The sequence below is a fragment of the Micromonospora krabiensis genome (assembly GCF_900091425.1).
GTDB classification, from domain to species: Bacteria; Actinomycetota; Actinomycetes; order Mycobacteriales; family Micromonosporaceae; genus Micromonospora; species Micromonospora krabiensis.
In genome coordinates this window covers 946357-971544 of sequence record NZ_LT598496.1, presented here as the reverse complement: position 1 = coordinate 971544, position 25188 = coordinate 946357, and the positions used below count along the sequence as shown (strand labels likewise).

General features: G+C 72.7%; 21 protein-coding genes. 16 read left to right on the top strand and 5 right to left on the bottom strand.

Annotated elements, in window-relative coordinates; genetic code table 11:
• Positions 1 to 8: 8 nt before the first annotated feature.
• A complete protein-coding gene (locus tag GA0070620_RS04145; protein WP_091588633.1) occupies positions 9 to 2429 on the top strand; it encodes a DUF4132 domain-containing protein in 2421 nt (806 codons plus the stop codon).
• Between the two features lie 18 nt (positions 2430 to 2447).
• Here GA0070620_RS04145 and GA0070620_RS04140 read toward each other — a convergent pair whose 3' ends face one another.
• Complete coding sequence (locus GA0070620_RS04140) at positions 2448 to 3272, bottom strand: DUF3152 domain-containing protein (protein WP_091588632.1); 825 nt, start codon at positions 3270 to 3272, stop codon at positions 2448 to 2450.
• A gap of 143 nt (positions 3273 to 3415) precedes the next feature.
• Between GA0070620_RS04140 and GA0070620_RS33460 the strand changes: the two genes are divergently transcribed.
• The 5 genes from GA0070620_RS33460 to GA0070620_RS04120 all read left to right on the top strand — a co-directional run bounded on the left by GA0070620_RS33460 (position 3416) and on the right by GA0070620_RS04120 (position 7185).
• The gene (locus GA0070620_RS33460; protein WP_231922219.1) at positions 3416 to 3631 is read left to right on the top strand and encodes a sigma factor; all 216 of its coding nucleotides are present in this window, start codon (positions 3416 to 3418) and stop codon (positions 3629 to 3631) included.
• Positions 3632 to 3640: 9 nt separating this feature from the next.
• Positions 3641 to 3910 (top strand): sigma-70 family RNA polymerase sigma factor, encoded by a 270-nt coding sequence (locus GA0070620_RS33455; protein ID WP_331713255.1) that lies wholly within the window; start codon positions 3641 to 3643, stop codon positions 3908 to 3910.
• Entirely contained in the window at positions 3907 to 4650 is a 744-nt protein-coding gene (locus tag GA0070620_RS04130) for a hypothetical protein (RefSeq protein ID WP_091588631.1), read from the top strand. Before GA0070620_RS33455 ends, GA0070620_RS04130 begins: the two co-directional genes overlap by 4 nt.
• 82 nt (positions 4651 to 4732) lie before the next feature.
• On the top strand, positions 4733 to 6157 hold the full coding sequence (locus tag GA0070620_RS04125; RefSeq protein WP_091588630.1) for an aldehyde dehydrogenase family protein: 1425 nt from the start codon (positions 4733 to 4735) through the stop codon (positions 6155 to 6157).
• Positions 6158 to 6351: 194 nt separating this feature from the next.
• Positions 6352 to 7185 carry a helix-turn-helix transcriptional regulator gene (locus GA0070620_RS04120; protein ID WP_091588629.1) on the top strand — a complete coding sequence of 278 codons (834 nt, stop codon included), beginning with the start codon at positions 6352 to 6354 and terminating at the stop codon, positions 7183 to 7185.
• Between the two features lie 16 nt (positions 7186 to 7201).
• On the opposite strand, the gene GA0070620_RS04115 is transcribed toward GA0070620_RS04120, so the two are convergent.
• Together GA0070620_RS04115 and GA0070620_RS04110 are read right to left on the bottom strand one after the other, a co-directional pair.
• Complete coding sequence (locus GA0070620_RS04115; protein ID WP_091588628.1) at positions 7202 to 8023, bottom strand: alpha/beta fold hydrolase; 822 nt, start codon at positions 8021 to 8023, stop codon at positions 7202 to 7204.
• Between the two features lie 9 nt (positions 8024 to 8032).
• The gene (locus GA0070620_RS04110) at positions 8033 to 8905 is read right to left on the bottom strand and encodes a helix-turn-helix transcriptional regulator (protein WP_091588627.1); all 873 of its coding nucleotides are present in this window, start codon (positions 8903 to 8905) and stop codon (positions 8033 to 8035) included.
• Positions 8906 to 8955: 50 nt separating this feature from the next.
• On the opposite strand from GA0070620_RS04110, the gene GA0070620_RS04105 reads away from it, so the two are divergent.
• The 4 genes from GA0070620_RS04105 (at position 8956) to GA0070620_RS04090 (ending at position 14957) form a co-directional block, all read left to right on the top strand.
• A complete protein-coding gene (locus tag GA0070620_RS04105) occupies positions 8956 to 9378 on the top strand; it encodes a DUF2000 domain-containing protein (protein ID WP_091588626.1) in 423 nt (140 codons plus the stop codon).
• A 127-nt stretch (positions 9379 to 9505) separates the two neighbouring features.
• The gene (locus GA0070620_RS04100; protein WP_231922218.1) at positions 9506 to 11761 is read left to right on the top strand and encodes an esterase-like activity of phytase family protein; all 2256 of its coding nucleotides are present in this window, start codon (positions 9506 to 9508) and stop codon (positions 11759 to 11761) included.
• 317 nt (positions 11762 to 12078) lie between these two features.
• Positions 12079 to 13251: an alanine--tRNA ligase-related protein gene (locus GA0070620_RS04095; RefSeq protein ID WP_091588625.1), complete on the top strand. Its 1173-nt coding sequence runs from the start codon at positions 12079 to 12081 to the stop codon at positions 13249 to 13251.
• Positions 13252 to 13346: 95 nt separating this feature from the next.
• Complete coding sequence (locus GA0070620_RS04090) at positions 13347 to 14957, top strand: lectin (RefSeq protein ID WP_231922217.1); 1611 nt, start codon at positions 13347 to 13349, stop codon at positions 14955 to 14957.
• Positions 14958 to 15029: 72 nt separating this feature from the next.
• Here the strand turns inward: GA0070620_RS04090 and GA0070620_RS04085 are convergent, their stop codons facing one another.
• A complete protein-coding gene (locus GA0070620_RS04085) occupies positions 15030 to 16328 on the bottom strand; it encodes a DUF1479 domain-containing protein (protein WP_231922216.1) in 1299 nt (432 codons plus the stop codon).
• Between the two features lie 89 nt (positions 16329 to 16417).
• Between GA0070620_RS04085 and GA0070620_RS04080 the strand changes: the two genes are divergently transcribed.
• Together GA0070620_RS04080 and GA0070620_RS04075 are read left to right on the top strand one after the other, a co-directional pair.
• On the top strand, positions 16418 to 17566 hold the full coding sequence (locus tag GA0070620_RS04080) for an ROK family transcriptional regulator (RefSeq protein WP_091588624.1): 1149 nt from the start codon (positions 16418 to 16420) through the stop codon (positions 17564 to 17566).
• A 393-nt stretch (positions 17567 to 17959) separates the two neighbouring features.
• On the top strand, positions 17960 to 18589 hold the full coding sequence (locus GA0070620_RS04075; RefSeq protein WP_231922215.1) for a class I SAM-dependent methyltransferase: 630 nt from the start codon (positions 17960 to 17962) through the stop codon (positions 18587 to 18589).
• A gap of 239 nt (positions 18590 to 18828) precedes the next feature.
• Here GA0070620_RS04075 and GA0070620_RS04070 read toward each other — a convergent pair whose 3' ends face one another.
• Positions 18829 to 19473, bottom strand: a complete 645-nt coding sequence (locus tag GA0070620_RS04070) for a M23 family metallopeptidase (protein WP_091588623.1) — start codon at positions 19471 to 19473, stop codon at positions 18829 to 18831.
• A 258-nt stretch (positions 19474 to 19731) separates the two neighbouring features.
• On the opposite strand from GA0070620_RS04070, the gene mmsA reads away from it, so the two are divergent.
• The 4 genes from mmsA to GA0070620_RS04050 all read left to right on the top strand — a co-directional run bounded on the left by mmsA (position 19732) and on the right by GA0070620_RS04050 (position 25080).
• The gene (gene mmsA, locus GA0070620_RS04065; RefSeq protein ID WP_091588622.1) at positions 19732 to 21279 is read left to right on the top strand and encodes a multiple monosaccharide ABC transporter ATP-binding protein; all 1548 of its coding nucleotides are present in this window, start codon (positions 19732 to 19734) and stop codon (positions 21277 to 21279) included.
• On the top strand, positions 21276 to 22577 hold the full coding sequence (gene mmsB, locus GA0070620_RS04060; RefSeq protein WP_091588621.1) for a multiple monosaccharide ABC transporter permease: 1302 nt from the start codon (positions 21276 to 21278) through the stop codon (positions 22575 to 22577). The genes mmsA and mmsB overlap by 4 nt, the downstream gene beginning before the upstream one ends.
• A gap of 47 nt (positions 22578 to 22624) precedes the next feature.
• Entirely contained in the window at positions 22625 to 23725 is a 1101-nt protein-coding gene (locus GA0070620_RS04055; RefSeq protein ID WP_091588620.1) for a substrate-binding domain-containing protein, read from the top strand.
• 110 nt (positions 23726 to 23835) lie between these two features.
• A complete protein-coding gene (locus GA0070620_RS04050; protein WP_377521142.1) occupies positions 23836 to 25080 on the top strand; it encodes an ROK family transcriptional regulator in 1245 nt (414 codons plus the stop codon).
• Positions 25081 to 25188: the final 108 nt, after the last annotated feature.

Sequence of the window (25188 nt, the reverse complement as noted above, 5' to 3'; positions counted from 1 at the left end):
GGAGCGACGTGGGCGACTGGACGGATCTGCTACCCGAGCTGACCGAGGCCGACCGGCGGCGGGTCGAGGCCGGCCTCGACGAGGCCGACGCCCGGATCCGGGCCGTGCTGCGGGAGGCGGCGCCGCACCACTACCGGACGCCGGTGACCCGAACGGCGGAGTGGGCGGCGGTCGCGGGCTGGCCGGCCGAGGAGCGTCGCCTCGCGGCGCTGGCGATGCACCGGGAAGCCGCGACCGCCTCGACCCCCGTCGCCCTGAGCGACGTCGTCCGCGACCTCGCCACCGGGGACGTGCCGTGGACGCGGGCGGATCTCCTGTGGTGCCTGCGGCTGGCCGGGTCCGGCTACGACAACGGGTCGTACCTGGAGCTGCCGGCCGCCGTCGCGGCGCGCCTGGCCCCGGCCGAGCTGGCCGACCTGCTGCCGGCCCTCGGCGCGCTGCGTGACGAGGTCGCGGACGACTACTTCCCGCCGGCCGACGTCCGGCGGCGGGTCGTCCGGTCGATCTCCGAGGCGATCGACCGCGCCTCCGCACGTGGCCTGCCGTCCTGGCTGCTGCACGGCGGGGACGGCTTCGGGCCCCTGGCCCGCGCCACGCTGGGCGCCGGCCTCGACGCGGCCGGGGACCTGCTGGCCCACTGCGCCTCGCTGGAGAAGCCGACGCCGACGGCGAAGTGGCTGCGGCAGCTCGACGCCCACCTCGCGGCCACGCCCGGCGGCCCGGCGACCGTCCGCCGGCTCCTGGACCTGTTCGCCGAGCACGGTCGGTGGGTGCGCGACGACACCGACCGCCTGCTGCGGGGGCTGCTGTGGGCGGCGTCGCGGGACGAGGACGACGCGGCCACGGAGGCGCTGGCGCGGGCCGTGTCCACGGCCGCGGCGGCGCCCCGGGACGCGCGCGGCTTTCCGCACGCCCAGCGCACGGCGGTCGCCGGCGTGGGCCTGTTGGCCGGGCGGTCCGGTACGGCGCCGGTGCGGACCCTGGCGCGACTGGCGGTGACGGTGCGGAACCGGGCGGTCCGCAGCCGGGTCGAGGCGGCGCTGGCGCGCCTCGGGGCGCTGCGCGGCTGGTCGCTCAGCGAGGTGCTGGAGCTCGCCGTGGACGACCACGGGCTCGACCGGGACGGCCGCCTACGGGTGTCCGTCGGTTCCTACGAGGCGACGGTCGAGGTCGTGGGCGAGAAGGCGCGGTTGACCTTCGCCCGGCGGGGCGTACCGCTCCGGGGAGTCCCGGCCCCGGTCCGGGAGGACCACGTCGGCGAGCTGGCCGGGTTGCGGGACGTCGTGAAGCGCCTCGGCGCGACGCTCGTGTCGGAGCGGCAGCGGGTGGAGGGGTTGCTGTCCGAGGAGCGCACCTGGGCGTACGCGGACTGGGTGGCCCGCTTCCTCGACCACCCGGTCACCGGCGCCTACGGACGGCGGCTGCTCTGGGAGGCCAGCGGCGACGGCCGGCACTGGTCGGCCGGCCTGCCCCGGCGCGACGCCGCCGGGTGGGTGCTCGCCGGCCGCGACGGACAGTCGGTCACCGGCGACCGGGTCCGGCTCTGGCACCCGGTCACCGCGTCCGTCGACGAGGTGCTCGCGTGGCGCGGGCACGTGCTGGCCGCCGGGTTGACGCAGCCGTTCAAGCAGGCCTTCCGCGAGATCTACGTGCTGACGCCGGCCGAGGAGGCGACGGGTTCCTACTCCAACCGGTTCGCCGCGCACATCCTGCGCTACCGGCAGGCCAACGCGCTCATGCGGGTGCGCGGCTGGCAGGCCGGCTACCTGGGCACCTGGGACGGCGGCTACGACAGCGAGGCCATCAAGCTGCTCGGCGGCGGCGGGTGGCGGGCGTCGTTCCACCACGCCCTCGTCGACACCGACGACGCCGGTCGCCACGACGTCGGGTACTGCACGACCGACCAGGTCCGCTTCGCCCGGCGCGACGGCGCCACCTGGCAGGCCGTGCCGGTCGCCGAGGTGCCGCCGTTGGTCTTCACCGAGGCGATGCGGGACGTGGACCTGTTCGTCGGGGTCACGTCGATCGCCACCGACCCGGAGTGGGCCGACCGTGGCGAGGACCGGTTCCACGCCTACTGGCACCGGGCGGCGGTGGCCGAGCTGACGCCGTCGGCGCAGGTCCGCCGGGACGCGCTGGCGCGGCTGCTGCCGCGGATGGCGATCGCCGACCGGGTCGAGCTGTCCGACCGGTTCCTGCGGGTGCAGGGGTCGATCCGGGCCTACCGGATCCACCTCGGCTCGGGCAACATCCTCATGGAGCCGAACGACGCCTACCTGTGCATCGTCCCGGCGCGCGCCCGGGGCGGCCGCATCCACCTGCCGTTCGACGACGACCCGGTGCTGTCGGTGATCCTGTCCAAGGCGATCATGCTCGCCGCCGACGACGCGATCACCGACCCCACCGTGCTCCGCCAGCTCACCGCGTGACCCGGTCGACCGGCCCGGTCAGCCCGTCCGTCCCCCCTCCCGGGGCGGCAGCGGGTCGTCGTACGCCCCGGACGGCCCCCGGTAGAACTCGCCGTCCAGGTAGGGCAGCGGGTTCGGGGTGCAGCCGTGCAGGCCGAGCGTCTGTTGCTGCATCACCGGCGCCGGGCGGCCCCGCCCCGGGCACCGTTCGTGTCCCATGCCCAGCCGGTGCCCCACCTCGTGGTTGACCATGTAGCGGCGGTAGACGGCGAGACTCGCCCCGTAGCCGGGCACGCCCTTCACCCAGCGCGCCACGTTCAGGACCACCCGGTCCCCGTTGCGGCACGACGTGTAGCCGTCCGGCACGTCCTGGCAGAGGGTGTCCCGGGTGCCCGGAGTGGCCAGGTAGAGGGTGAAGTCGGCCTTCTGGTCCGCACCGACCCGGCGCAGCTGCCGCGCCCCGTCCGCGGTCCACCCCTGCGGGTCGGTGAGGGTGCGGGTGACCTCGGCGGCGAAGTCCGGCACGGACAGGCCGTGGATGTCCCGCTCCACGGCCACCCGGTAACGCCACAGCCGGCCGGTGCCGCCCCGGCCCGGCGCCTCCGCGGCCGCGTACGTCCACCGGTTGCCGCCGTCGGCGGGGTAGGTCACCGGGGCGGACCCCAGCTGGGCCACCACGGCGGGTGTGGCGGCGGGCTGGGCCGCGGTCGCCGGGGCCCCGCCGGCTGCGGCCGGGGCACCGGCGGCGGCCGGATGGCCCACGACGGGCCCGGCGCACCCGCTGAGCAGTGCGGTGAGCAGCAGTACTGCCAGCGGTAGCGGCCGGATGCCGGCTGCCCGGGCCCGCGTAGTGTTCGGTGCCATGCGTCTCCCCTCGCCACGCCCCGCCGTCCGGTGGCGCGCAGGGGGAAGGACGCGGGGGCGGGCCGAAAGGTTGATCTCCTGTGGGCTCAACCATTCCGCCCGCTCATCCGTCCTGTTCCGCGTGAGGTGTGGGAGGCGCGACCATGGGGCGCGGTGACGACGAGTTCGTCGAGTTCGCCCGGGCGGCGTCCGGCCGTCTCGTGCACGCCGCCTTCCTCATGACCGGCAACCACCACCAGGCCGAGGACGCGGCGCAGACCGCGCTGGTCCGCACCTACGCGGCCTGGTCGCGGGTCCGGCACGACGACGCCTACGGGTACGCCCGGACGGTGCTGGTCAACCACCTCGTCGACGGCTGACGACGCCCGATCCGCGAGTATCCCAGCGACGACCTGCCCGAGCAGCGGCGTCCCGACGTCGCCGACGAGGTCGCGACCCGGCGCTGGCTGCTCGGCATCCTCGGCACGCTCAGCCCCCGGGAGCGCGCCATCGTCGTGCTGCGCTACTACTTCGACCTTCCGGAGGCGCAGGTGGCCCGCGAACTCGACGTGTCGGTGGGCACGGTCAAGAGCACCAGCTCCCGCGCGCTGGAGAAGCTGCGCGCCAACGTGCCCGCGACGGAGGAGGTGCGGCGATGAACGAGGCGGAGCAGATGCGGCGGGCGCTGCGGGCGACCGAGCGGGCCGACCTGCCCCCGCTGGACCTCGACGCGATCATGCGGGACGGCCGACGGCTGCGCCGCCGCCGGCACCTCGTGTCGGGCGGGGCCGCCGCGCTGTCGGTGGTGGCGCTGACCGGTGTCGTCGTGGTGGGCGTACGGGCCACGGCCCCGGCACCGGCCGTACGTCCCGCCCCGGTCGCCAGCGCGTCCCCGGCAGCTCCCGCCGCCACGTCTCCGGCGCCGACGGCGAGCCGCCGGGAGCCGGAGCGGCAGCCGGTCGGCGAGGTGGTCGGGACCGGGATCCGGGGCACCGACGGCGACGAGCGGGTGTTGTACTTCGTCCCGGTCGACCTGCCCCGCACGCCCGGGGTGAAGATCGCGCTGGTCGCCGGCCGGCGCGCTCCCGACGGCTCGATCACCTCGGACTACCTGATCAACGATGTCGAGGGGTCGGACCGTCGGCCCGGCTTCCATCAGATCGGGTACGACCAGTCGCCCGAGACCCCGAGGCCGACTCCCATGCCCGGGTTCGGGTACTTCGTGGGGCCCGCCGACCGGATCATCGGCACCGTCGACGGCCGTGAGATCCCCGCCCGGCTGGCCCGCTGGAGCAGGGACACCAGGGTGGTCGTCTTCTGGTTCGACCCGAAGGCGCTGCCGCCGGGCGTGGAGCTCGACGGGATCGTCGCCCGGGACGCGAAGGGCCGCCGGCTCTGACGACGTGGGCGTTGCCAGGGACGGCCAGGTCCCGGATATGTTGCGCCTGGATGGGGTCCGCTGCCGGTGCCACGGTCGGTTCATGACCACTTCACCTCTCACCGCCGCCGGCCACTGGATCGGTGGCGAGACCGTCGCCGGCTCCGCCGGCACCCTTCCCGTCGTCAACCCCGCGACCGGTGACCTCGTCGCCGAGACGGCGGCCGGCACCGCCGCCGACGTCGACCGCGCCGTGGCCGCCGCCCGGGCCGCCTTCCCGTCCTGGTCGGCGACCACGCCCGCACACCGGGCCGCCGTGCTGCGGCGCGTCGGTGCGGGCCTCGCCGCTCGTACGGAGGAGATCGCGTCGACGATCACCGCCGAGATGGGCGCCCCGGTCGGGCTGTCCCGGACGGCTCAGGTCGCCTTCCCGGCGGCGGTGATCGACTCGTTCGTGGGGCTCGCCGACACGTTCCCGTGGACCGAGGAGATCGGCAACTCGCTCCTCGTCCGCGAGCCGATCGGTGTGGTCGCCGCGATCACCCCGTGGAACTTCCCGCTCCAGCAGATCGTCTCCAAGCTGGCCCCGGCGCTGCTCGCCGGCAACACGATGGTCTTCAAGCCGTCCGAGGTCGCCCCGCTCACCGCGCGGATCCTGGCCGAGGTCACCGTCGAGGCGGGCCTGCCGGCGGGCGTGTTCAACGTCGTGTACGGCACCGGCGCCGTCGTCGGTGAGGCCATCTCCGCGCACCCGGACATCGACATGATCTCGTTCACCGGGTCGACCCGGGCCGGGCGGCGCATCGCCGCGGTGGCCGCCGAGACGGTCAAGCGGGTGGCGCTGGAGCTCGGTGGCAAGGGCGCGAACATCATCCTCGACGACGCCGACCTGCCGCAGGCGGTCAGCAAGGGCGTGGCGATGGCGTTCACCAACGGCGGCCAGGTGTGCGGGGCGTGGCCCCGGATGCTGGTGCCGGCGGCCCGGCAGGACGAGGTCGTCGCGCTCGCGGTGGAGGCGGCGGGGCAGTACACCGTGGGGGACCCGACCGACGAGGCCACCCGCATCGGTCCGATGGCCCACGAGGCGCACCGGGAGAAGGTGGCCGGCTACATCGAGCGGGGGGTCGCCGACGGCGCCCGGCTGGTGTTCGGCGGCCCCGGCCGGCCGGCCGGGCTGGAGAAGGGCGCGTACGTCCAGCCGACGATCTTCGCCGACGTCGACCCGCGGTCGGCGATCGCCCAGGAGGAGATCTTCGGTCCGGTCCTGACGATCATCCCGTACGCGGACGAGGACGAGGCGGTCGCCATCGCCAACGGCACGGCGTACGGACTCACCGGCGGCGTGTTCGGCGAGCCGGAGCACGCCCTCGCGGTCGCCCGGCGGCTGCGGGCCGGTCAGGTCGACGTCAACGGCGGCCAGTGGAACGCGCTCGCCCCGTTCGGCGGCTACAAGCAGTCCGGCAACGGCCGCGAGTTCGGCCGCTTCGGGCTGGCGGAGTTCCTGGAGATCAAGTCCATCCAGCGGTGAGCGCGACGGGTCGGCCCCGGCCCACACGTGGGGCCGGGGCCGACCCCAGGCGGGCGGGGCGCTGATCCACGGACCGGTCGACCCTGGCTCCGCCTCGCCGGGCGGGGGAGCCTTGACCAGCCGGAACAGCCGGCGCTCCGGGCCTGTTGGCACGTCGTGAGGACACCCGCCGGACGGGTGGAAGGAGGAGGACCATGGACCGCGCCCGCCTCGCCGGTTTCCTGCGTGCCCGACGGGAGGCGCTCCAGCCGGAGGACGTGGGGCTGCCCCGGGGGCCGCGCCGACGCACCGGCGGGCTGCGCCGCGAGGAGGTCGCCGCGCTCAGCGGCATGTCCGCCGACTACTACAGCCGCATCGAGCAGCAGCGCGGCCCACACCCGTCCGAGCAGATGCTCGCCGCCCTGGCCCGCGGCCTGCGGCTGTCGCTGGCCGAGCGGGACCACCTGTTCCAGCTCGGCGGGTTTCCCGTGCCGCGCCACGCGGTGCGGGCCGACCACGTCAACCCGGGCATGATGCGGATCCTCGACCGGCTCCAGGACACCCCGGCGCAGGTGGTGAACCACCTTGGCGAGACCCTGGCGCAGACGGCGCCGGCGGTCGCCCTGCTGGGCGACGAGACCCGGCACAGCGGGTTGGCGCGCAGCGCGCACTACCGCTGGTTTACCGATCCGCAGGCGCGTACGCCGGTGCCGGCGGAGGACCACGCGACGCGGAGCCGGCTCATGGCGGCGCACCTGCACGCGGCGTACACCCGCGACGGCCGGGGTTCGCGGGCCGCCGTGATCGTGGACGCCCTGCTCGCGACGAGCGCCGAGTTCGCCGAACTGTGGCGGGAACACCCGGTCCAGAGCGCCTACTGCCCGCCCAAGCGGCTGCGGCACCCGGAGGTGGGCGCGCTGGAGCTGCACTGCCAGGTCCTGGTGGACCCGGACCAGTCGCAGACGTTGATGGTCTTCACGGCCGCGCCCGGGACGGAGAGCGACGAGAAGCTGCGCCTGCTCGCGGTCATCGGCGCCCAGCGCGTCTGAGCGGCGGCGCCCCCGGTCAGCTCCGCAGGAACGCGAGCAGGTCCTTGTTCACCTGGTCCTGCATGGTGGCGGTGAGCCCGTGTGGGGCGCCCGGGTAGTAGATCTCCTGCGCGCCGGCGACCAGTTGGGCGGTCTTGTGGGCGGAGTCCTTGACCGGGACGACCTGGTCGTCCTCGCCGTGCAGGACGAGCGTCGGGACGTCGAACTTCGCCAGGTCGTCGCGGAAGTCCGTCTCGGAGAACGCCTTGATGCTCAGGTACGAGTTCCAGAGGCCGGCCTGCATGCTCCAGAGCCAGAACTGGTCGAGGATGCCCTTCGACACCTTCGCGCCCGGCCGGTTGGCGCCGAAGAACATCTGCGCGAAGTCCTGGTAGAACTGCGAGCGGTCGGCGAGGAGTTGGGTCCGCAGGTCGTCGAAGACACTGATCGGCAGCCCTTCCGGGTTGTCCGGTGTCTGCACCATGATCGGGGGCACGGCCGAGATCAGCACCGCCTTGGCCACCCGGCTCGTGCCGTGGCGGCCGATGTAGCGGGCCACCTCGCCGCCGCCGGTGGAGTGCCCGACCAGCGTCGCGTCCCGCAGGTCGAGCGCCTCGATGACGGCGGCCAGGTCGTCGGCGTAGCCGTCCATGTCGTTCCCGGTGCCAGCCTGGCTCGACCGTCCGTGCCCGCGCCGGTCGTGGGCGACCACCCGGAACCCGTTCTGCGCCAGGAAGAGCATCTGCCCGTCCCAGGCGTCGGCGTTCAGCGGCCAGCCGTGGGAGAAGGTGACGACCGGGCCCTCACCCCAGTCCTTGTAGTAGATGTCGGTGCCGTCCTTGGCGGTGAGGTAGCTCATGCCCGGATGCTATGGGCGGCCGGGCGGCTGCCGGGCCGCATCCGGGAAATGCCGCTCGCGTCCGCCGCCCCGGCCGGAGTAGCGGGCCGGGCTGACGCCGAGGTGCCGCCGGAAGTGGCGGTTCAGGTGTGACTGGTCGAAGAAGCCGGCCGCGGCGGCGACCTCCGCGGGGCGCTGCCCGGCGAGGAGCAGGCGGCGGGCGAGCTCGATCCGGCGGCCGGTCAGGTACGCGTGCGGCGGCAGCCCGTGCACCCGGGTGAAGGTCCGGACCAGGTGGGTCGGGTGCGCGTGCAGCAGCGCGGCCGCCTCGTCGAGGGTGACGCCCTCCACGGTCCGCGCGTCGAGCAGTTCCCGCAGCCGCACGGCGAGCCCGGGCGCGGGCGGGGCAGCACCCGGCGGGGCGGAACCGGACGGGGCGGCCCGGCGCAGGTGCCGTCCGAGCCGGTCCAGGATGAGGGCGAGCCGGCTGTCCGCCTCGAACTCGTCCCCGGGCCGGGCGAGCACGCCGTGCAGCTGGTCGATCCGGTGGCGCAGCGGCGGGTCGGGCAGGCTCGGCCGGTCCACCGCGTGACCGACCAGCTCGGCGCCGAGCACGGACGTGTCCAGGTAGAGGACGCGTTTGCGGAAGCCGTGCGGGGTGGCGGCACGGCCGTCGTGCGGCACGTGCGGGGGCAGCAGCGTGACGGCCGTCCGCAGCGCGCCGTGGTGATGCCGGTCGAGGTCGTAGCGGACCGCGCCGTCGTCGACGAGGAGCAGGGTCCACACGTCGTGGGTGTGCGGTGGGTAGGCGTGGTCCACGAAGTGGGCGTGGAACACCTCGGCGACCCCGGCCACGCCCGGTCGCCACGCGCTGACGTGCGGATCCGCCGGCCCGGTGGCCACGCTAAGAACGTACAAGACCGGTGGCCGCCGGGGCGGGCAGGGTTTCCGGCATGACCGAACCGATCCGTTTTCCCACGAAGATCGCCGTCCTGCTCCGAGAGGACCTGGCCGGCTGGCAGCGACTGAACGTCACCGCCTTCCTGGTCAGCGGCGTCGCGGCCGCCGTACCGGAGTTGGTGGGCGAGGAGTACCGCGACGCGGACGGCACCCGCTACCTGCCGATGTTCCGTCAGCCGGTCCTGGTCTTCGCCGGTGACCGGTCCACCCTGGCCGGCGCGCACTCACGCGCGCTGGACCGGGGCCTGCCGATGTCGATCTTCACGCAGGAGCTGTTCGCCACCGGCAACGACCGGGACAACCGCGCGGCCGTCCGGGCGGTCGGGCGCGACAAGCTCGACCTGGTCGGGTTGGCCGTGCACGGCCCGCGCACGGCGGTGGACAAGGTCCTCAAGGGCGCCCGCATGCATCCCTGAACCGACCGGGCTGGGGCATCGTGCACGGGGTGTTCACGCCGCGTTCCGTCCGGGGTTCCACTGTGGCGGGCGGCGGACGTTTGCATCGGGCCGGCGGCGACCGCCGCCGACAGATGCTGGAGGCATTGTGGGTACGACTTCGATTCGAGTACGGGCGCTCGCGCCCGCGGTGGCGGCGATCTCGCTGCTCGCCGCGGCGCCGGCGCTCGGCGCCCCGGCGCACCCGACCCCCGGGCGGCCGGTGGAGGCGAGCTGCGCGCCGGACGCGTCTCTGCTCGGCTTCTCCGACGCCCTCGACAAGGCCACCTTCCGGGGCACCCAGGTCGCCGGGCTGTCCGCGCTGACGTCCACCCGCCCCTCCCGGGCGCTCGCGCTGGTGGACAACATCGGCACCACTCCGGCCCGGGTGTACGAGCTGGGCCTGGGCACCGACCGGCACGGTGTCGACGTGGACGTCCGCGACGTCACCGTCCTCAGCCGGCCGGACGGCACGCCGTACACGGGCGCGGACTTCGACGGTGAGGGCCTGGTCGCCGAGAACGGCGGGGCGACCGTCCTGGCCAGCTCGGAGCGGGAGCCGTCCATCCGCCGGTTCCGGCTCTCCGACGGTCGGGAGGTCGCGTCGCTGCCGGTGCCGGCCCGGTTCCAGGTCACGCCGGCCGGTGAGGCCGCCGTCAACCAGACCTTCGAGGCCCTGGCGACCACCCCGGACCACCGGACGCTCTACGCCGGCATGGAGGGTCCGCTCGCCCCGGACGGCCGCGACGCCGCGGGCCGCGGTCTGCAGCGGATCCTGCGGTACGAGGGCCGCGAGGGCCGCGCCTACACCCCCGCCGCGCAGTACGCGTACCGCACCGACCCCAACCTCGGTCTGGTCGAGCTGATCGCGCTCGGCGACGACCAACTGCTCGCCGTGGAGCGGGGCTTCACCACCGGCGTGGGCAACACGGTGCGCGTCTACCGGGTCTCCGCGACCGGCGCACCGGACGTGTCCGGCGTGCCGTCCCTGTCGACGGTCGCGGATCCCCGTACGTGGCTCGGCAAGGAGCTGCTGGTCGACGTCGCCGACTGCCCGCCGTCGGGCGCGACGAGCAAGCAGCCGCAGCCCAACCCGCTGCTGGACAACATCGAGGGCGCGGCGCTCGGCCGGGACCTGCCCGGCGGCCGTCGCGAGCTGTACCTGCTCTCCGACGACAACGGCAGCGCCACCCAGACCACCCGGGTGTACGCGCTGTCGGTGAAGCTGCGGCCCGAGGTGAGCCTGAAGAGCCGGGCGCTGCTGTCGGCGACGGCGTACCAGCCGGGCCCGGTGTCCGGCACGCAGCTCTCCCCCGCCCCGGTCAACGGGGTCACGCCGCCGTTCCCCGGCCAGCCCATCCCCGGCTTCTCCGCGGTGATCCCCGCTCGCGCCGGTGACCGGTCCGGCGAGCGGCTGCTCGCTATGCCGGACAACGGCTTCGGCGCGAAGAACAACTCGGCGGACTTCCTGCTGCGGGCGTACGAGATCGAGCCGAGGTACGGCAACCACACCGTGACGATCCACGGGCACGTCAGCTTCCGGGACCCCGACCACAAGGTGCCGTTCCCGATCGTCAACGGGAACACCCGCGAGCGGCTGCTGACCGGCGCGGACTTCGACATCGAGTCACTGGCCCGGGACGCCCGGGGCGACCTGTGGATCGGTGACGAGTTCGGGCCGTACCTGATCCGCACGGACCGGACCGGCAAGGTGCTCCAGGCGCCGATCCCGCTGCCCGACGGAACGAAGTCGCCCCAGTCGCCGGACCTCGCGCCGGGTGAGAACCCGACGCTGCGGGCCAGCAACGGCTTCGAGGCGATGGCGACCGCCACGGACGGCTGGACGCTCTACCCGATCCTCGAGGGCGCGCAGGTCAACGACCCCGACCAGCGGCGCCGGGTGGTCTACGAGTTCGACGTCCGCGCCAACCGCTACACCGGCCGCACCTGGTCGTTCCGGGTCGACGACCCGACCCTGCTGGTCGGCGACGCCGCGGTGCTCGACGGGCGGCGGCTGCTGCTGATTGAGCGGGACAACGGCATGGGCCGGCAGTCGCTGGTCAAGCGCCTGGTCGTGACCGACCTGGACGAGGTCGGTGCGGACGGCTACCTGGTCCGGCGTACGGCGGTCGACCTGATGCACATCGCCGACCCGAAGGGCGTCTCCACCCCGGCCCGCCCCGGTGAGTACGGCGTCGGCCCGCTGTTCTCGTTCCCGCTGCAGTCGGTCGAGTCGGTGCTGCCGCTGGCCGGTGACCGGGTCCTCGTCGCCAACGACAACAACTTCCCCGGCAACGACGGGCGGATCGCCGGCCGTCCGGACGACACCGAGCTGATCGTCATCGACGTGCCCGGCCTGCGGTAACCCGTCATGTCGGGCGGCCTCGACCGCTCGACGAACGGCCCCCGGCGCCACGCGCCGGGGGCCGTTCCACGCACCGGGCACAGGTCCGTCAACCCGGTGGGCGACGCCGGCGCGGCGAGGTACAGTGCAGGCCATGAGGATCACCAGGCGTCTCTTCGCCGCGGCCGCGCGAGCTACCCGCTCGACGGTCGCCGCCGCCTGACCTCTTTTCTCCCGCCGGCGACCGGTTACGGTCCGCCGGCGCCGTTCGTCCTCTTCGCACCGTCCCGCGCCCCGCGGACCTTTCCGGTCGACCACCGATCCGAAAGGCCCACGCCATGACACCCGAGCAGATCACCGGGACGTTCGTCGACTTCTACCGCGAGCGGGGGCACCTGCTCCTGCCGGAGAGTTCGCTGGTGCGGCCACCGGACGATCCGGTGCTGTTCACGACCTCCGGGATGCACCCGCTGACCCCGTACCTGGAGGGCCGGCCCCACCCGCTCGGCCGCCGCCTGGTCAACGTCCAGCGGTGCCTGCGCACGACCGACCTGGACGAGGTCGGCGACTCCACCCACCTGACCGTCTTCCAGATGCTCGGTTCGTGGTCGTTGGGCGACTACGACGGCCCGCGGAGCCTGCGCTGGGGCTACGAGCTGCTCCGCGACGGTTTCGGCGTCGAGCGGGACCGGCTGCACGCGACCGTGTTCGGCGGCGACGGGCCGGTCGGGCCGGACACCGGCTCGCTGGAGACCTGGGGCGAGCTCGGTGTGCCGGTGGAGCTGACCGGCCACGAGAACTGGTGGTCGAACGGTCCCACCGGGCCGTGCGGTCCCGACTCGGAGATTTTCGTCTGGACCGGGGACACCCCACCCACGGGCACGCCCACCACGGACCGACGGTGGATGGAGGTGTGGAACCACGTGCAGATGCGCTACCACCGTGACGGCGACGGTCGCCTGGGACCACTGCGGCAGCACAACGTCGACACCGGGATGGGTCTGGAGCGCATGGAGATGGTGCTGCGCGGCGGCCGGTCGGTCTTCGAGGGCGAGAGCTTCCGCCCCTGGGTCCGGACGGTGACCACACTCTGGCAGCCGGACGAGGAGACGCTGCGCCGGGTCTGCGACCACCTCCGGTCCAGCGTCGTGATGATCTCCGACGGCGTGCGCCCGTCGACCACGGGCCGGGGTTACGTGCTGCGCCGGCTGATACGGCGGATGCTCACCCAGCTGTGGCGGGATGACCCGTCGCGCACCCTGTCCGACCTGCCCGGCGAGCCGTTCCGGCACACGCTGGACGGATTCCGGCTGGGCACCGGGTTCGGCGATCCGCGGGACGTGCTGCTCGACGAGGAGCGTCGGTTCCGTGGGTTGCTGCGGCGTGGGCGACCCGTCGTCTCCCGGTACCGGTCGCGGGGTCCGCTCACCGACGAGGACTACCGCTACCTGCACGACACGCACGGCCTGCCGCGGGATCTGGTGGACGGGTTGCTGACCGAAGCGGCGTGATCGGGGCCGTCGTCGTGAACAGACATTGATACCTGTCCACCCCTCTGTAACAATTAACAGACTTTACAGTCGGAAGCGGTGGAAAGGACCATGACATGGCGCGACGAACGGCCGCGACCCTCCCCCGCCGAGCCCGCACCCGGTTGGCCGCCGCTCTCGCGGCGGCGCTGGTCGCCGTGCCGGTCGGCCTCACCGTCGGCGTCCAGACCGCCTCCGCGGCGGCCGTGGGCGCCATCACCGGGTACGGCGGCAAGTGCGTCGACGTGGCCGCGGCGAGCACCGCCAACGGTACGGCCGTGCAGCTCTACGCCTGCAACGGAAGCGCGGCGCAACAGTGGACGGTCGCCGACGACGGGACGATCCGCGCGCTCGGCAAGTGCCTCGACGTGGCCGCCGCGAGCACCGCCAACGGCGCCCGCGTCCAGATCTACGACTGCAACGGCACGGCGGCACAGCAGTGGTCGTCCACCGGCGCGCAGTTGGTCAACCCCAACGCGGGCAAGTGCCTCGACGCGACCGGGCCCAGCTCGGCCGACGGTACCCCGCTGCAGATCTGGACCTGCACCGGCGCGGCCAACCAGAGCTGGACGCTGCCCACCGGGGGTGGCACCCCTCCCCCGTCGGCCGGCTTCACCCACCCCGGAGTGCTGGTCAGCCGCGGCCAGCTCGACTTCGTCCGCGGCCGGGTCCAGGCCGGCGCGCAGCCCTGGACGTCGGCGTACAACCAGATGATGGGCAGCCGGTACGCCTCCCTGTCCCGGACCCCGGCGCCGCGTGCGGTCGTGGAGTGCGGCTCGTACTCCAACCCGAACAACGGCTGCACGGACGAGCGTGAGGACGCGATCGCCGCGTACACCGACGCACTCGCCTGGTACGTCACCGGGGACGCCCGGTACGCCCAGAAGGCCATCCAGATCATGGACGCCTGGTCGGCGACGATCACCGCGCACACCGGCAGCAACGCGCCGCTGCAAACCGGGTGGGCGGGCTCCGTCTGGCCACGGGCGGCCGAGATCATCCGGCACGCGTACGGGAACTGGCCGAACGCCAACCGCTTCGCCACGATGCTGCGCACCGTCTACCTGCCGATGGTCCGCAACGGCTCGAACAGCAACGGCAACTGGGAACTCACCATGATGGAGGCGGCCGTCGGCATCGCCGTGTTCCTCGACGACCGGGCCGCCTACGACGCGGCGGTCGCCCGCTTCCTCAACCGGACCCGCGCGTTCGTCTACCTGCCCAGTGACGGCGCCCTGCCCTACACCGTGCCGGGCAGCGGCTTGGACACCAGCGGGGAGATCATCAACTACTGGCACGGCCAGTCCACCTTCGTCGCCGGCCTCGCGCAGGAGACCTGCCGCGACTTCACCCACACCGGGTACGGCATCTCGGCCATCTCGCACGTGGCCGAGACCTCCCGGATCCAGGGCCAGGACCTGTACCCGCAGGTCGGTGAGCGGCTGCGGCACGCCCTCGGCCTCCACTCGCGCTACCAACTGGGCGAGGCCGCGCCCTCCTGGCTCTGCGGCGGCAGCCTCACCCGCGGCCTCGGGCCGATCACCGAGGTCGGCTACAACGCCCTGGCCAACCGCCTGGGCAACGCGATGACCAACACCCAGACCCTCACGGTGCAGCAGCGACCCGCCGGCACCAACAACCTCTTCGTCGCCTGGGAGACCCTGACCCACGCGGAGAACCCGAACTGACCGTGCGCCACGGCGAGGAGACGGGGCCGCCGCCGGATGGGCGGCGGCCCCGGCACACGTGGGGCGCCCGGGTCAGTCGAGGCCGAGGCCCCGGCGACCGGTGTCGTTGAGCTGCTCGGGCCGGAACCGGTCCGGCCAGCTCCGCTCGTAGTGCTCCGCCGGGAAGTCGTCCGGGCTCGAACCGGTGCGCAGCGCCTCCCGGACGGTGGCGGCGTACCGCTCGTTGCGGGGACACCACGGCGCGGCGGGAATGTACATGACGTTGCCCCAGCCCTTCTGGTCCCGCACCGGCGCGACGCTGTGGATCATGTCGCAGTGCCACCAGACGGAGTCGCCGGCCCGCACGTCGGGGATGCCGCTGAGGGCCCGCATCAACAGGGGGTGCCACCGCTCGTTGGCCGGGAACACCTGGTTGACGGTCACTCCGCACATGTCGTCGTCGGGCACGTCGGCGAGCAGCGGCCGCAGCATGAGGTAGGCCATCGCCTCGGGTATCGGCACGGTGTGCAGGACGCCCTGGTCGTGGTCCATGTCGGACAGGGCCGTCCACCCCTGGAAGGTACGGAACGCCGAGCACATGGTGCTGCCCGGATACTGCGGGCCGGCGGTGCGGTGTGCGGCGTCCCACGGGTCGTACTGCTCGACGGTGCCGTCGAAGAGGTGCCGGAAGGCCCGCTGGTAGGACTCGGTCATCCACAGGTCCAGCGTGCCGGGGTCCAGGTGGGCGCCCAGGCCGGCCGAGTCGGCGCCCTCCGGGCGCCGGCGGATCCGGTCGGGGTAGAGCGAGTCGCGCTCGGGGTCGAACCACCGTACGCCCTCGGACTCGTGCTTCCACTGTCGGTTGAGGAACGCCTGCACCCGGGCCATCCGGTCGCTCTGCCGGGCCTGCATCTGCGCCGGGGACCAGTAGATGGGGTAGATCTCGGGACGGGAACCGACGCTGCCGAAGAAGTCGTCGCCGGGGCCGCGGTAGTTCTCGAAGAACCGGTTCCCGTCGACGTAGTCGACGATCTCGCGGTCCCACCGCAGGGCCTGGTCGCGGTCGAAGTGGCCACGGACGACGAGGCAGCCCCGCCGGCGCAGCAGCGCGAGCTGCCCGGCGGGCACGGTGCCCGCGGCGATGTCGGCGTAGTCGACGACCGGCCAGACGGACTCGCCGCGCTCGCGGGCGGTGGTGATCTCGTCGACGGCGGTCCGGACGCGGCGCTCGACGACGGCGAAGACCTCCTCGACCGTACGCCCGGACGCGGTGATGCGGGCGCGCAGTGCGGCCTTGACCTCGCGGATCGCCGCCGGGAGGTCGGCCGGGGTCTCCTCCCAGTGCGGCAGGTCGGGCAGCGCGCCGGTGACGGGTGCGGTGGGAGCTGACACGGCCACTCCTTCTAGTCAGTTCTCCTTACTTGAAGCGACTGTACGGGCGCCTCCCACTTCTAGACAAGAGCCCTGTCTAGAATCTTGGCGTGGATGCTGCCAAGCCGTCGTCGGAGCTGGTGCGGTCCCTCACCGACGAGCACGTGCTGCGGGCGTTCCTGCGCCACCGGCGGCTGACCCGCGCCGAGCTGGCGACGCTCACCGGCATCTCGAAGCCGACCGCCGGCGAGAGCGTGCGGCGGCTCACCGAGCGCGGCCTCGTGGTCGACACCGGCGAACGCACCCCGGGTGGTCGCGGCCGTGGGCGGGTCGGCTCCTACTACGCCCTCACCCCCGACGCCGGAACGGCGCTGGCCGTCAGCATCGCGCCCGAGGGGGTGGGTGCCGAACGCGTCGACGCCTACGGCCAGGTCCTGGCACGGGCGGAGCGGACGGTCAGCCGCCCGGCTCGCCCCACCGACGTCGCCACGGCCCTGCGGGCGGCGCTGGCCGACCTCGGCCCGGCCGCACCGGGCACGCCACGGCTCGCGGTCGTCAGCGCCGCCGACCCGGTCCACCGGTCCACCGGCCGGCTGATCCACCTGCCCGACGCGCCGTTCCTCGTCGGCGAGCTCGACCCGGTGGGGATCCTCACGCCCCACGTCACCGGGCCGGTCGTCGTCGACAACGACGTGAACTGGGCGGCCCAGGCCGAACGCGCGCACGGCGCCGCCGAAGGGCTCGACCACTTCGCCTACCTCCACCTCGGCGAAGGCCTCGGCTGCGCGATCGTCACCGACGGCGAGGTCCGGCGTGGGCACCACGGCATCGCCGGAGAGATCGCCCACCTCGTCACCACCGGACCCGCCGGTGAGGCGATCCCGTTCATCGAGGTGTTCGGCCGGCTCGGCCTGCGCCGGGACGCCTCGACGGCCATCGACGTCGCACGGCTTCTCGCGGCGGCCACCCCGCCAGGGCCCGTCCGCGACGCGGTGGTGGCGGCGGTCGACGGCGTGCTGGCTGCGATCGTCGCCCTCGGCGACCCCGAACTGGTCGTCGTCGGCGGGTCCTGGGGTCCAGCCCTGGTCGAGGCGATCCGCACGGCCTCCGCCCGCTCCCGTCGACCGGTGCCGGTACGCGCCGCGGACCTGACCGACGAGCCCTCGCTGGCCGGCGCGCGGGACCATGCCCTGGCCAGCCTGCGGGCGGCCATCGTCGCCACCGCCCACCAACCCCCACCGCCAACCCAGACCCACTGACCCCGCCCCCGATCCCCCGACGCCCTGTCCCCCGACCCCCTGTCCCACGGCCCTCCGGCCCTCCGACCCTCCGACCTGGGACCGGCCGCCCCCCGCCCCCCGGACCTGGCCGATCATGCAGCTGTAGCGCCTCCCAAAAGCACCGAGCCGGCATCATTCAGGCACCACAACTGCATGATCACCACGTCACTGGGGCGATCTTGCAGTTGGCGCCCCGACGCAAGGGGCGAAAGCCGCATACCGAGGGCCGAAAGTGCAAGATCGCGCCGGGTGGGCGGGGGCGGCGGGCGGGGGTGGTTGCGGGGTGGGTTGAGAATCGGGCGGGAGGATTTGTTGGTGCGGGCCGTGGTGGCGGGTGAGGGCCGGCGGGGCCTTGACGGGCGGAGGAGACGGGTGTCCGGATCGGATCGTCAGGGTCGGTTGCGCCGGTACTGGGACCGGCACGCCGACTCGTACGACCGGCAGATGGCCTTCGCCGAGCGTCGTCTCTTCCGCGACACCCGGGCGTGGGTCGGCGGCCGGGCGACCGGGGACGTCCTGGAGGTGGCCGTCGGGACGGGCCTCAACCTGCCGCACTACCCGGCGGGAGTGCGGCTGACCGGGGTGGAGTGGAGCCCGCGGATGCTGGCCGTCGCGCGGCGGCGGGCACCGGAGATCGGTCGCGACGTGGACCTGCGGCTGGGCGACGCCCAGGCGCTCGACCTGCCGGACGTGTCGTTCGACACCGTGGTCTGCACGTTCTCGCTGTGCGCGATCCCCGACGAGCGGCGGGCGCTGGCCGAGATGCGCCGGGTGCTGCGCCCCGGTGGCCTGCTCCTACTGGCCGACCACGTGCCGTCCACGGTGTGGCCGGTACGCGTCGCGCAGCGGATCGCCGAGCTGGTCAGCGTGCCGGTGGGCGGCGAGCACTTCCTCCGCCGGCCGGCGGCCCTGGTTCGGGAGTGGGGCTGGGAGGTCGAGGCGCACGACCGGTTCGCGCTCGGCATCGTCGAGCGCCTCGCCGCCCGCAAGCCTCCGGCCTGACCCGCCCCACGCCGGCCCGCCCGGGTCGGCGAGCACACCAGCCCCAGCCGCGGTACGAACGCGCCGGCCCGCCCGGACACGCGAGCGCCCCGGGCCGCCCGTGACGGGCGGAGGCACCACCGGCGTGCCCCGGGTAGCGGGCGCAGGCGCGGACCGGCGCGCCCCCCCGCGAGCGGGGCGCCGGACGGGACGGCGCGGGTCTGTGGTGATCGTCACCGCCGCGCCGGTCGGCCCGACGGTCAGTCGCCGGCGCAGTTGTTGCTGACCCGGCGGACGGTGTACTCCCGGTCGTCGGTGGTGATGCCCGATGGCTCGCCGTCGAAGTGGGTCTCGACCTTGTCCCAGCCCCGGCGCTGCTCATAGTGCAGGTGGGGGGCGCCGGAGTTGCCGGTGCTGCCGACCTTCCCGATCTGCTCGCCCTGGGCGACCTCCTGCCCGACACGCACCAGCGGCGGTTCGAGCAGGTGGAGGTACTGGGTCTCCCACCGGCCGCCGTGGTCGATCTTCACCCAGTATCCACCGCCCCGGCCGCGCGGGCCGTCCGGATCCTGCGGGGTGCGACCGCCCAGGGAGCCGTTGATGCCGGCGACGGTGACGGTGCCGGCGTACGAGGCGAGGACGGGACGACCCCACGCCTCGCCCTCGGTCGGGAACAGGTCGACGTCGTAGTCGTCGTGGCCGGGATAGGTGCCGAGTTGCCAGGTCTCGCCGCAGGCGACGGGGAGCTGGAAGAGCGGACGCGGGCCCGGGGGCCGCAGCAGCGGCACGACCACGATCGCGACGGCGACGAGGGCGACGAGCGCGCCCAGCGCAAGAGCGATCCGGAGGATACGACGAGTGGGGCGATCATTGGAGAGGGGGCTGGTCGAACGGCCGGTGGTCACCGGAATAAGAATGTCAGAGCCTGGCAAGACAACGTTGTCCCGTGGCGAGCGAAAGGGTTAAAACCGGGCGCTAATGGCCTTAATAGGCACATATCGCAGCGGGGAACGTCTATATTGCCGGGTTGTTACGGAAATGTTGGCTTCCTCACTTGCGGATGAACTTCTCCGCGCAATACGTTGCCGTACACAACAAAACGGTGCAGGACCCATCCCCTCCCGGAGGCATCCCATGACGTTGGCAGCAAGGTGGCGCCAACGATGAACGCCGCGCCCACACTCCTTGAGATGCGCGCCATCACCAAGGAGTTCCCCGGAGTCAAGGCTCTCTCCGACGTCAACCTCCAGGTGCGCGCCGGTGAGATCCACGCGATCGTCGGCGAGAACGGTGCCGGCAAGTCGACGCTGATGAAGGTGCTCAGCGGGGTCTACCCGTACGGCAGCTACGACGGCGAGATCGTCTACCAGGGTGAGGTCTCCCGCTTCGCGGACATCCGTGCGAGCGAGCGGGCCGGGATCGTGATCATCCACCAGGAGCTCGCCCTCATCCCGCACATGTCGATCACCGAGAACATCTTCCTCGGCAACGAGCCGCGCAAGGCCGGCGCGATCGACTGGAAGGCGGCGAACCGCCAGGCCATCGAGCTGATGGCCCGGGTCGGCCTGCGCGAGGACCCCGACACCCTGATCAAGGACATCGGTGTCGGCAAGCAGCAGCTGGTGGAGATCGCCAAGGCGTTCGCCAAGGACGTCAAGCTGCTCATCCTGGACGAGCCGACCGCCGCGCTGAACGAGGACGACTCGCAGCACCTGCTGGACCTGCTGCGCGGCTTCCGCGAGCGGGGCATCACCTCGATCATCATCTCGCACAAGCTGAACGAGGTCGAGGCGATCTCCGACCGGATCACGATCATCCGTGACGGCCGGACCATCGAGACGCTGGACGTCAAGGGCGACGGCGTCGACGAGGACCGGATCGTCCGGGGCATGGTCGGCCGTGAGCTGCACAGCCGGTTCCCGGACCACACGCCCAAGATCGGCGAGGTGTTCTTCGAGGTCCGCGACTGGACCGTCCGGCACCCCATCTCCGCCGAGCGGCTGGTCGCCAAGCACTCGAACTTCGTGGTGCGCCGGGGCGAGATCGTCGGCTTCGCCGGCCTCATGGGCGCCGGCCGCACCGAGTTGGCCATGAGCGTCTTCGGCCGCTCCTACGGCGTCTACGAGTCGGGCACGATCGTCAAGGACGGCAAGGAGATCGTCCTCAAGACGGTCCCGGACGCCATCGCCCACGGCCTCGCGTACGTCAGCGAGGACCGCAAGGCGATCGGCCTGAACCTGCTCGACGACATCAAGACGTCGACGGTGGCCGCCAAGCTTTCCAAGATCACGCGACACGGTGTCCTCGACGAGGTCCAGGAGTACCGGGCCGCGGAGGAGTACCGCAAGAACCTGCGCATCAAGGCTCCGACGGTCGACGAGGGCGTCAACAAGCTCTCCGGCGGCAACCAGCAGAAGGTCGTCCTGGCGAAGTGGATGTTCACCGACCCGGACCTGCTGATCCTGGACGAGCCCACCCGCGGCATCGACGTGGGTGCGAAGTACGAGATCTACGGGATCATCCAGCGGCTCGCCGACCAGGGGAAGGGCGTCATCGTCATCTCCTCGGAGCTGCCCGAGCTGATCGGGCTCTGCGACCGCATCTACACGGTGTCGGAAGGCACCATCACCGGTGAAGTCGCCCGGCAGGACGCCGACCCGGAGAACCTCATGAAGCTGATGACCTCTACGAAGAAGATGCAGACACGATGAGCCGACTGAAGGAACTCCAGAAGAACCTCTTCGGAGGAACCACGTCCAACGCCCGTCAGTTCGGGATGATCTTCACGCTGGTCGCGATCGTCGTCCTGTTCCAGATCCTGACGGACGGCCTGACCCTGCGATCGGACAACCTGATCGCCCTCTTCCAGCAGAACTCGTACATCCTGATCCTGGCCATCGGCATGCTGATGGTGATCGTCGCCGGGCACATCGACCTGTCGGTCGGCTCGATCGCGGCCTTCGCCGGCATCCTCGTGGCCAAGTCCATGGCCGAGTGGGACCTGCCGTGGCCGGTCGCCATCCTCTTCGGCCTCGCGATCGGCGCGGTCATCGGCGCCTGGCAGGGCTTCTGGGTGGCCTACATCGGGGTACCCGCGTTCATCGTGACGCTGGCCGGCATGCTGCTCTTCCGCGGCGGCAACCAGTTCATCGGTAACGCGAACACCATCCCGGTGCCGGAGGGCTTCCGGCAGATCGGCTCCGGCTTCCTGCCGGAGACCGGCCCGAACACCGGCTACAACAACCTGACCCTGCTGCTCGGCCTCGCGGCCGCCGTAGCGGTGGTGTGGCGGGAGTTCCAGGCCCGTAAGACCCGCCGGGACATGAACGCCGACCCGATCCCGCTGTGGATCTCGATCCTGCGGATCGTGGTCATGGTGGGCGTGCTGGCCTTCGTCACGCTGCGCTTCGCCAGCGGCCGGGTGGGCACCAGCTTCCCGATCTCCGGCATCATCCTCGTGGCGCTGGTCCTGGCCTACTCCTTCTACACCCGCAACACCGCGGGCGGCCGGCACATCTACGCGGTCGGCGGCAACTCCCGCGCCGCGGAGCTGTCCGGTGTGAAGCTCAAGCGGGTCAACTTCATGGTCATGATGAACATGTCGATCCTGGCCGCGCTCGCCGGCATGATCTTCGTGGCCCGTTCGGCGGCCTCCGGCCCGCAGGACGGCAACGGCTGGGAGCTCGACGCGATCGCCGCGGTCTTCATCGGCGGCGCGGCCGTCTCCGGCGGCATCGGCACCATCAGCGGCTCGATCGTCGGTGGTCTGGTCATGGCCGTGCTCAACAACGGCCTCCAGCTGATGGGTGTCGGCACCGACCGCGTCCAGATCATCAAGGGCCTGGTCCTGCTGCTGGCCGTCGCCCTCGACGTCTACAACAAGAAGCAGGGACGCTTCTCGGTCATCGGGAGCATCACCCGCTCGTTCCGTCGGGACGACACCCCGGCCGCACCACCATCGACGTCCGACGCGGACCGCGAGCCCGCCAAGGCACCAGTGGCCGGCTGACGCCGACCACTCTCCCCATCACCATCCGAGAAAGGCACGCACCTCTCATGCGCAAGATCATCGGCAAGGCGGTGGCCGTAGGCGCCATCGCGGCGCTTGCCCTCACCGCCTGCGGCTCCGGCCGCGACGAGGGCACCAGCGGCTCGGGCTCCGAGGCCAAGGGCTTCGCGGCCAACTCTCTGATCGGTGTGGCCCTGCCGGCCAAGACCTCGGAGAACTGGGTCCTCGCGGGCGACCTGTTCACCAACGGCCTGAAGGAGGCCGGCTTCCAGGCTGACGTGCAGTACGCCGGCGCGTCGACCACGGTCGCCGACCAGCAGGCCCAGATCACCGCCATGGTCACCAAGGGCGCCAAGGTCATCGTCATCGGCGCGACCGACGCCGCGCAGCTGTCGACCCAGGTCGCCGCGGCCCACCAGGCCGGCGCGAAGGTCATCGCGTACGACCGGCTGATCGTCAACACGCCGGACGTCGACTACTACGTCGCGTTCGACAACTTCAAGGTCGGCCAGCTCCAGGGCCAGGCCCTGCTGGACGGCATGAAGGCCAAGAAGCCGAACGGCCCGTACAACATCGAGCTGTTCTCCGGCTCGCCGGACGACAACAACTCGAAGGTCTTCTTCGACGGCGCGATGGACGTGCTGAAGCCGGAGATCGACAAGGGCAACGTCGTGGTCGCGTCGGGCCAGACCGACATCAAGCAGACCGCCATCCAGGGCTGGAAGGCCGAGGGTGCGCAGGCCCGCATGGACCAGCTGCTGACCTCGACCTACGGCAACAAGGAGCTGGACGGCGTCCTCTCCCCGAACGACACCCTCGCCCGGGCGATCATCACCTCGGTCAAGGGCGCCGGCAAGCCGGTCCCGGTCGTCAGCGGCCAGGACTCCGAGGTCGAGTCGGTCAAGTCCATCATGGCCGGCGAGCAGTACATGACCATCAACAAGGACACCCGCAACCTGGTCAAGCAGACCATCGACATGGTCAAGGCCCTCCAGGCCGGTAACGCCCCGCAGGTCAACGACACCAAGACGTACAACAACGGCGTCAAGGTCGTCGACACCTACCTGCTCCCGCCGGTCGCCGTCACCAAGGCCAACGCGGCCGAGGCGTACGCCAACGACCCGAAGCTCGCGCCGCTCACCAAGTAAGCAGCGGGAGTAGTCAGCACGGCGTCGGGTCCCGGAGAAATCCGGGACCCTTCGTCGTCTGACGGGCAGCAATCCTCATCAGCACAACAGCAGACGAAAGGAGGCCGAGAATGGTGCTGCAACCCGCCCTGTCCGGCCTCCCCCGTGGCCGCCCGGCCACGGAGTCCCTCACCACCGTGGCTCCCGGCGCCAGCCAGGAGGAGATCCGCCGCCAGAACCTCGGCGCGCTCCTGCGCCACGTCCACGTCCACGGCCCGACCACACGGGCCCAACTCACCAGCCGCCTCGGCCTGAACCGCAGCACCATCGGCGCGCTCGCCGGCGACCTCGTCGCCGCCGGCCTGGTCACCGAGGACGTGGCCCCGAGCGTCACCCGCCGCGCCGGGCGCCCGTCCCTCGTGGTGAGTCCCCGCTCCGACGGGGTCTACGCCCGGGCGCTGAGCATCGAGGCGGGGAAACTGCGGGCCGCCCGCATCGGCCTCGGCGGCCGGATCCTCGACCTGCGCGAGACCGTACGTCCCGCCGGGATGTCCGCCGTCGACGCCGTCGGCGCCCTGGCCGACATGGTCCGCGACATGGAACGCGCCGTCACGGCGGACGCGGTCTGCGTGGGCGGCGCCGTCGCGGTGGCCGACACGGCGCGCGACAGCGACGGACGGATCCGCTTCAGCGGGCCCGACGAGACGCTGCGCGCCGCGCTGGAGGCGGAGATCGCGGTCGGCCTTCCCTTCCTGGCCGGCGACCTCGCCGACATCGCCGGCCTCGCCGAGCACATCCGCGGCGCGGCGGCCGGCAGCGGCAACCTCGTCTACCTGCACGGCGACCTCGGGGTCAGCGCCGGGCTCATCATCGACGGCCGGCTCGTCGTCGGCCACCAGGGGCACGGCGGCCAGGTCGGCCACATGGTCGTCAACCCGAACGGACGGCCCTGCTGGTGCGGGTCGCGCGGCTGCTGGGAGACCGAGATCGGCGAGGCCGCGCTGCTGCGGCACGCCGGCCGGGAACCCGACGCCGCGGGCGGGGTCGCCGAGGTCCTGCGCGCCGCCGCCCAGGGCGAGCCGGCGGCGACCGAGGCCGTCCGCCGGGTCGCCGAGTGGCTCGGCTTCGGCGTGGCCAACCTGGTCAACATCATCAACCCGGACACCGTCGTGCTCGGCGGGTCGCTCGGCGAGATCTACGCGGCCGCGTCGGACACCGTCCGCCACCGCCTCGGTGAGGTGGCGCTGCCCACGTCGTGGCCCCAGGTGCAGCTGCGTACGGCGGCGCTCGGCTGCGACGCGGCCCTCATCGGCGCCGCGGAGCTGGCCTTCGAGCGCCTGCTCGCCGACCCGCTGAACGTCGGGGGCGCCGCCTGACCCGGCGCGCGTCCGTCGCGGCGGTCGACGGTGCCGCCCGAGAGGCGCCACGCCGCGACGGACGACCCGCCCGCGGCCACCGTCCGGTGGCCGCGGGCGAGCACCGGC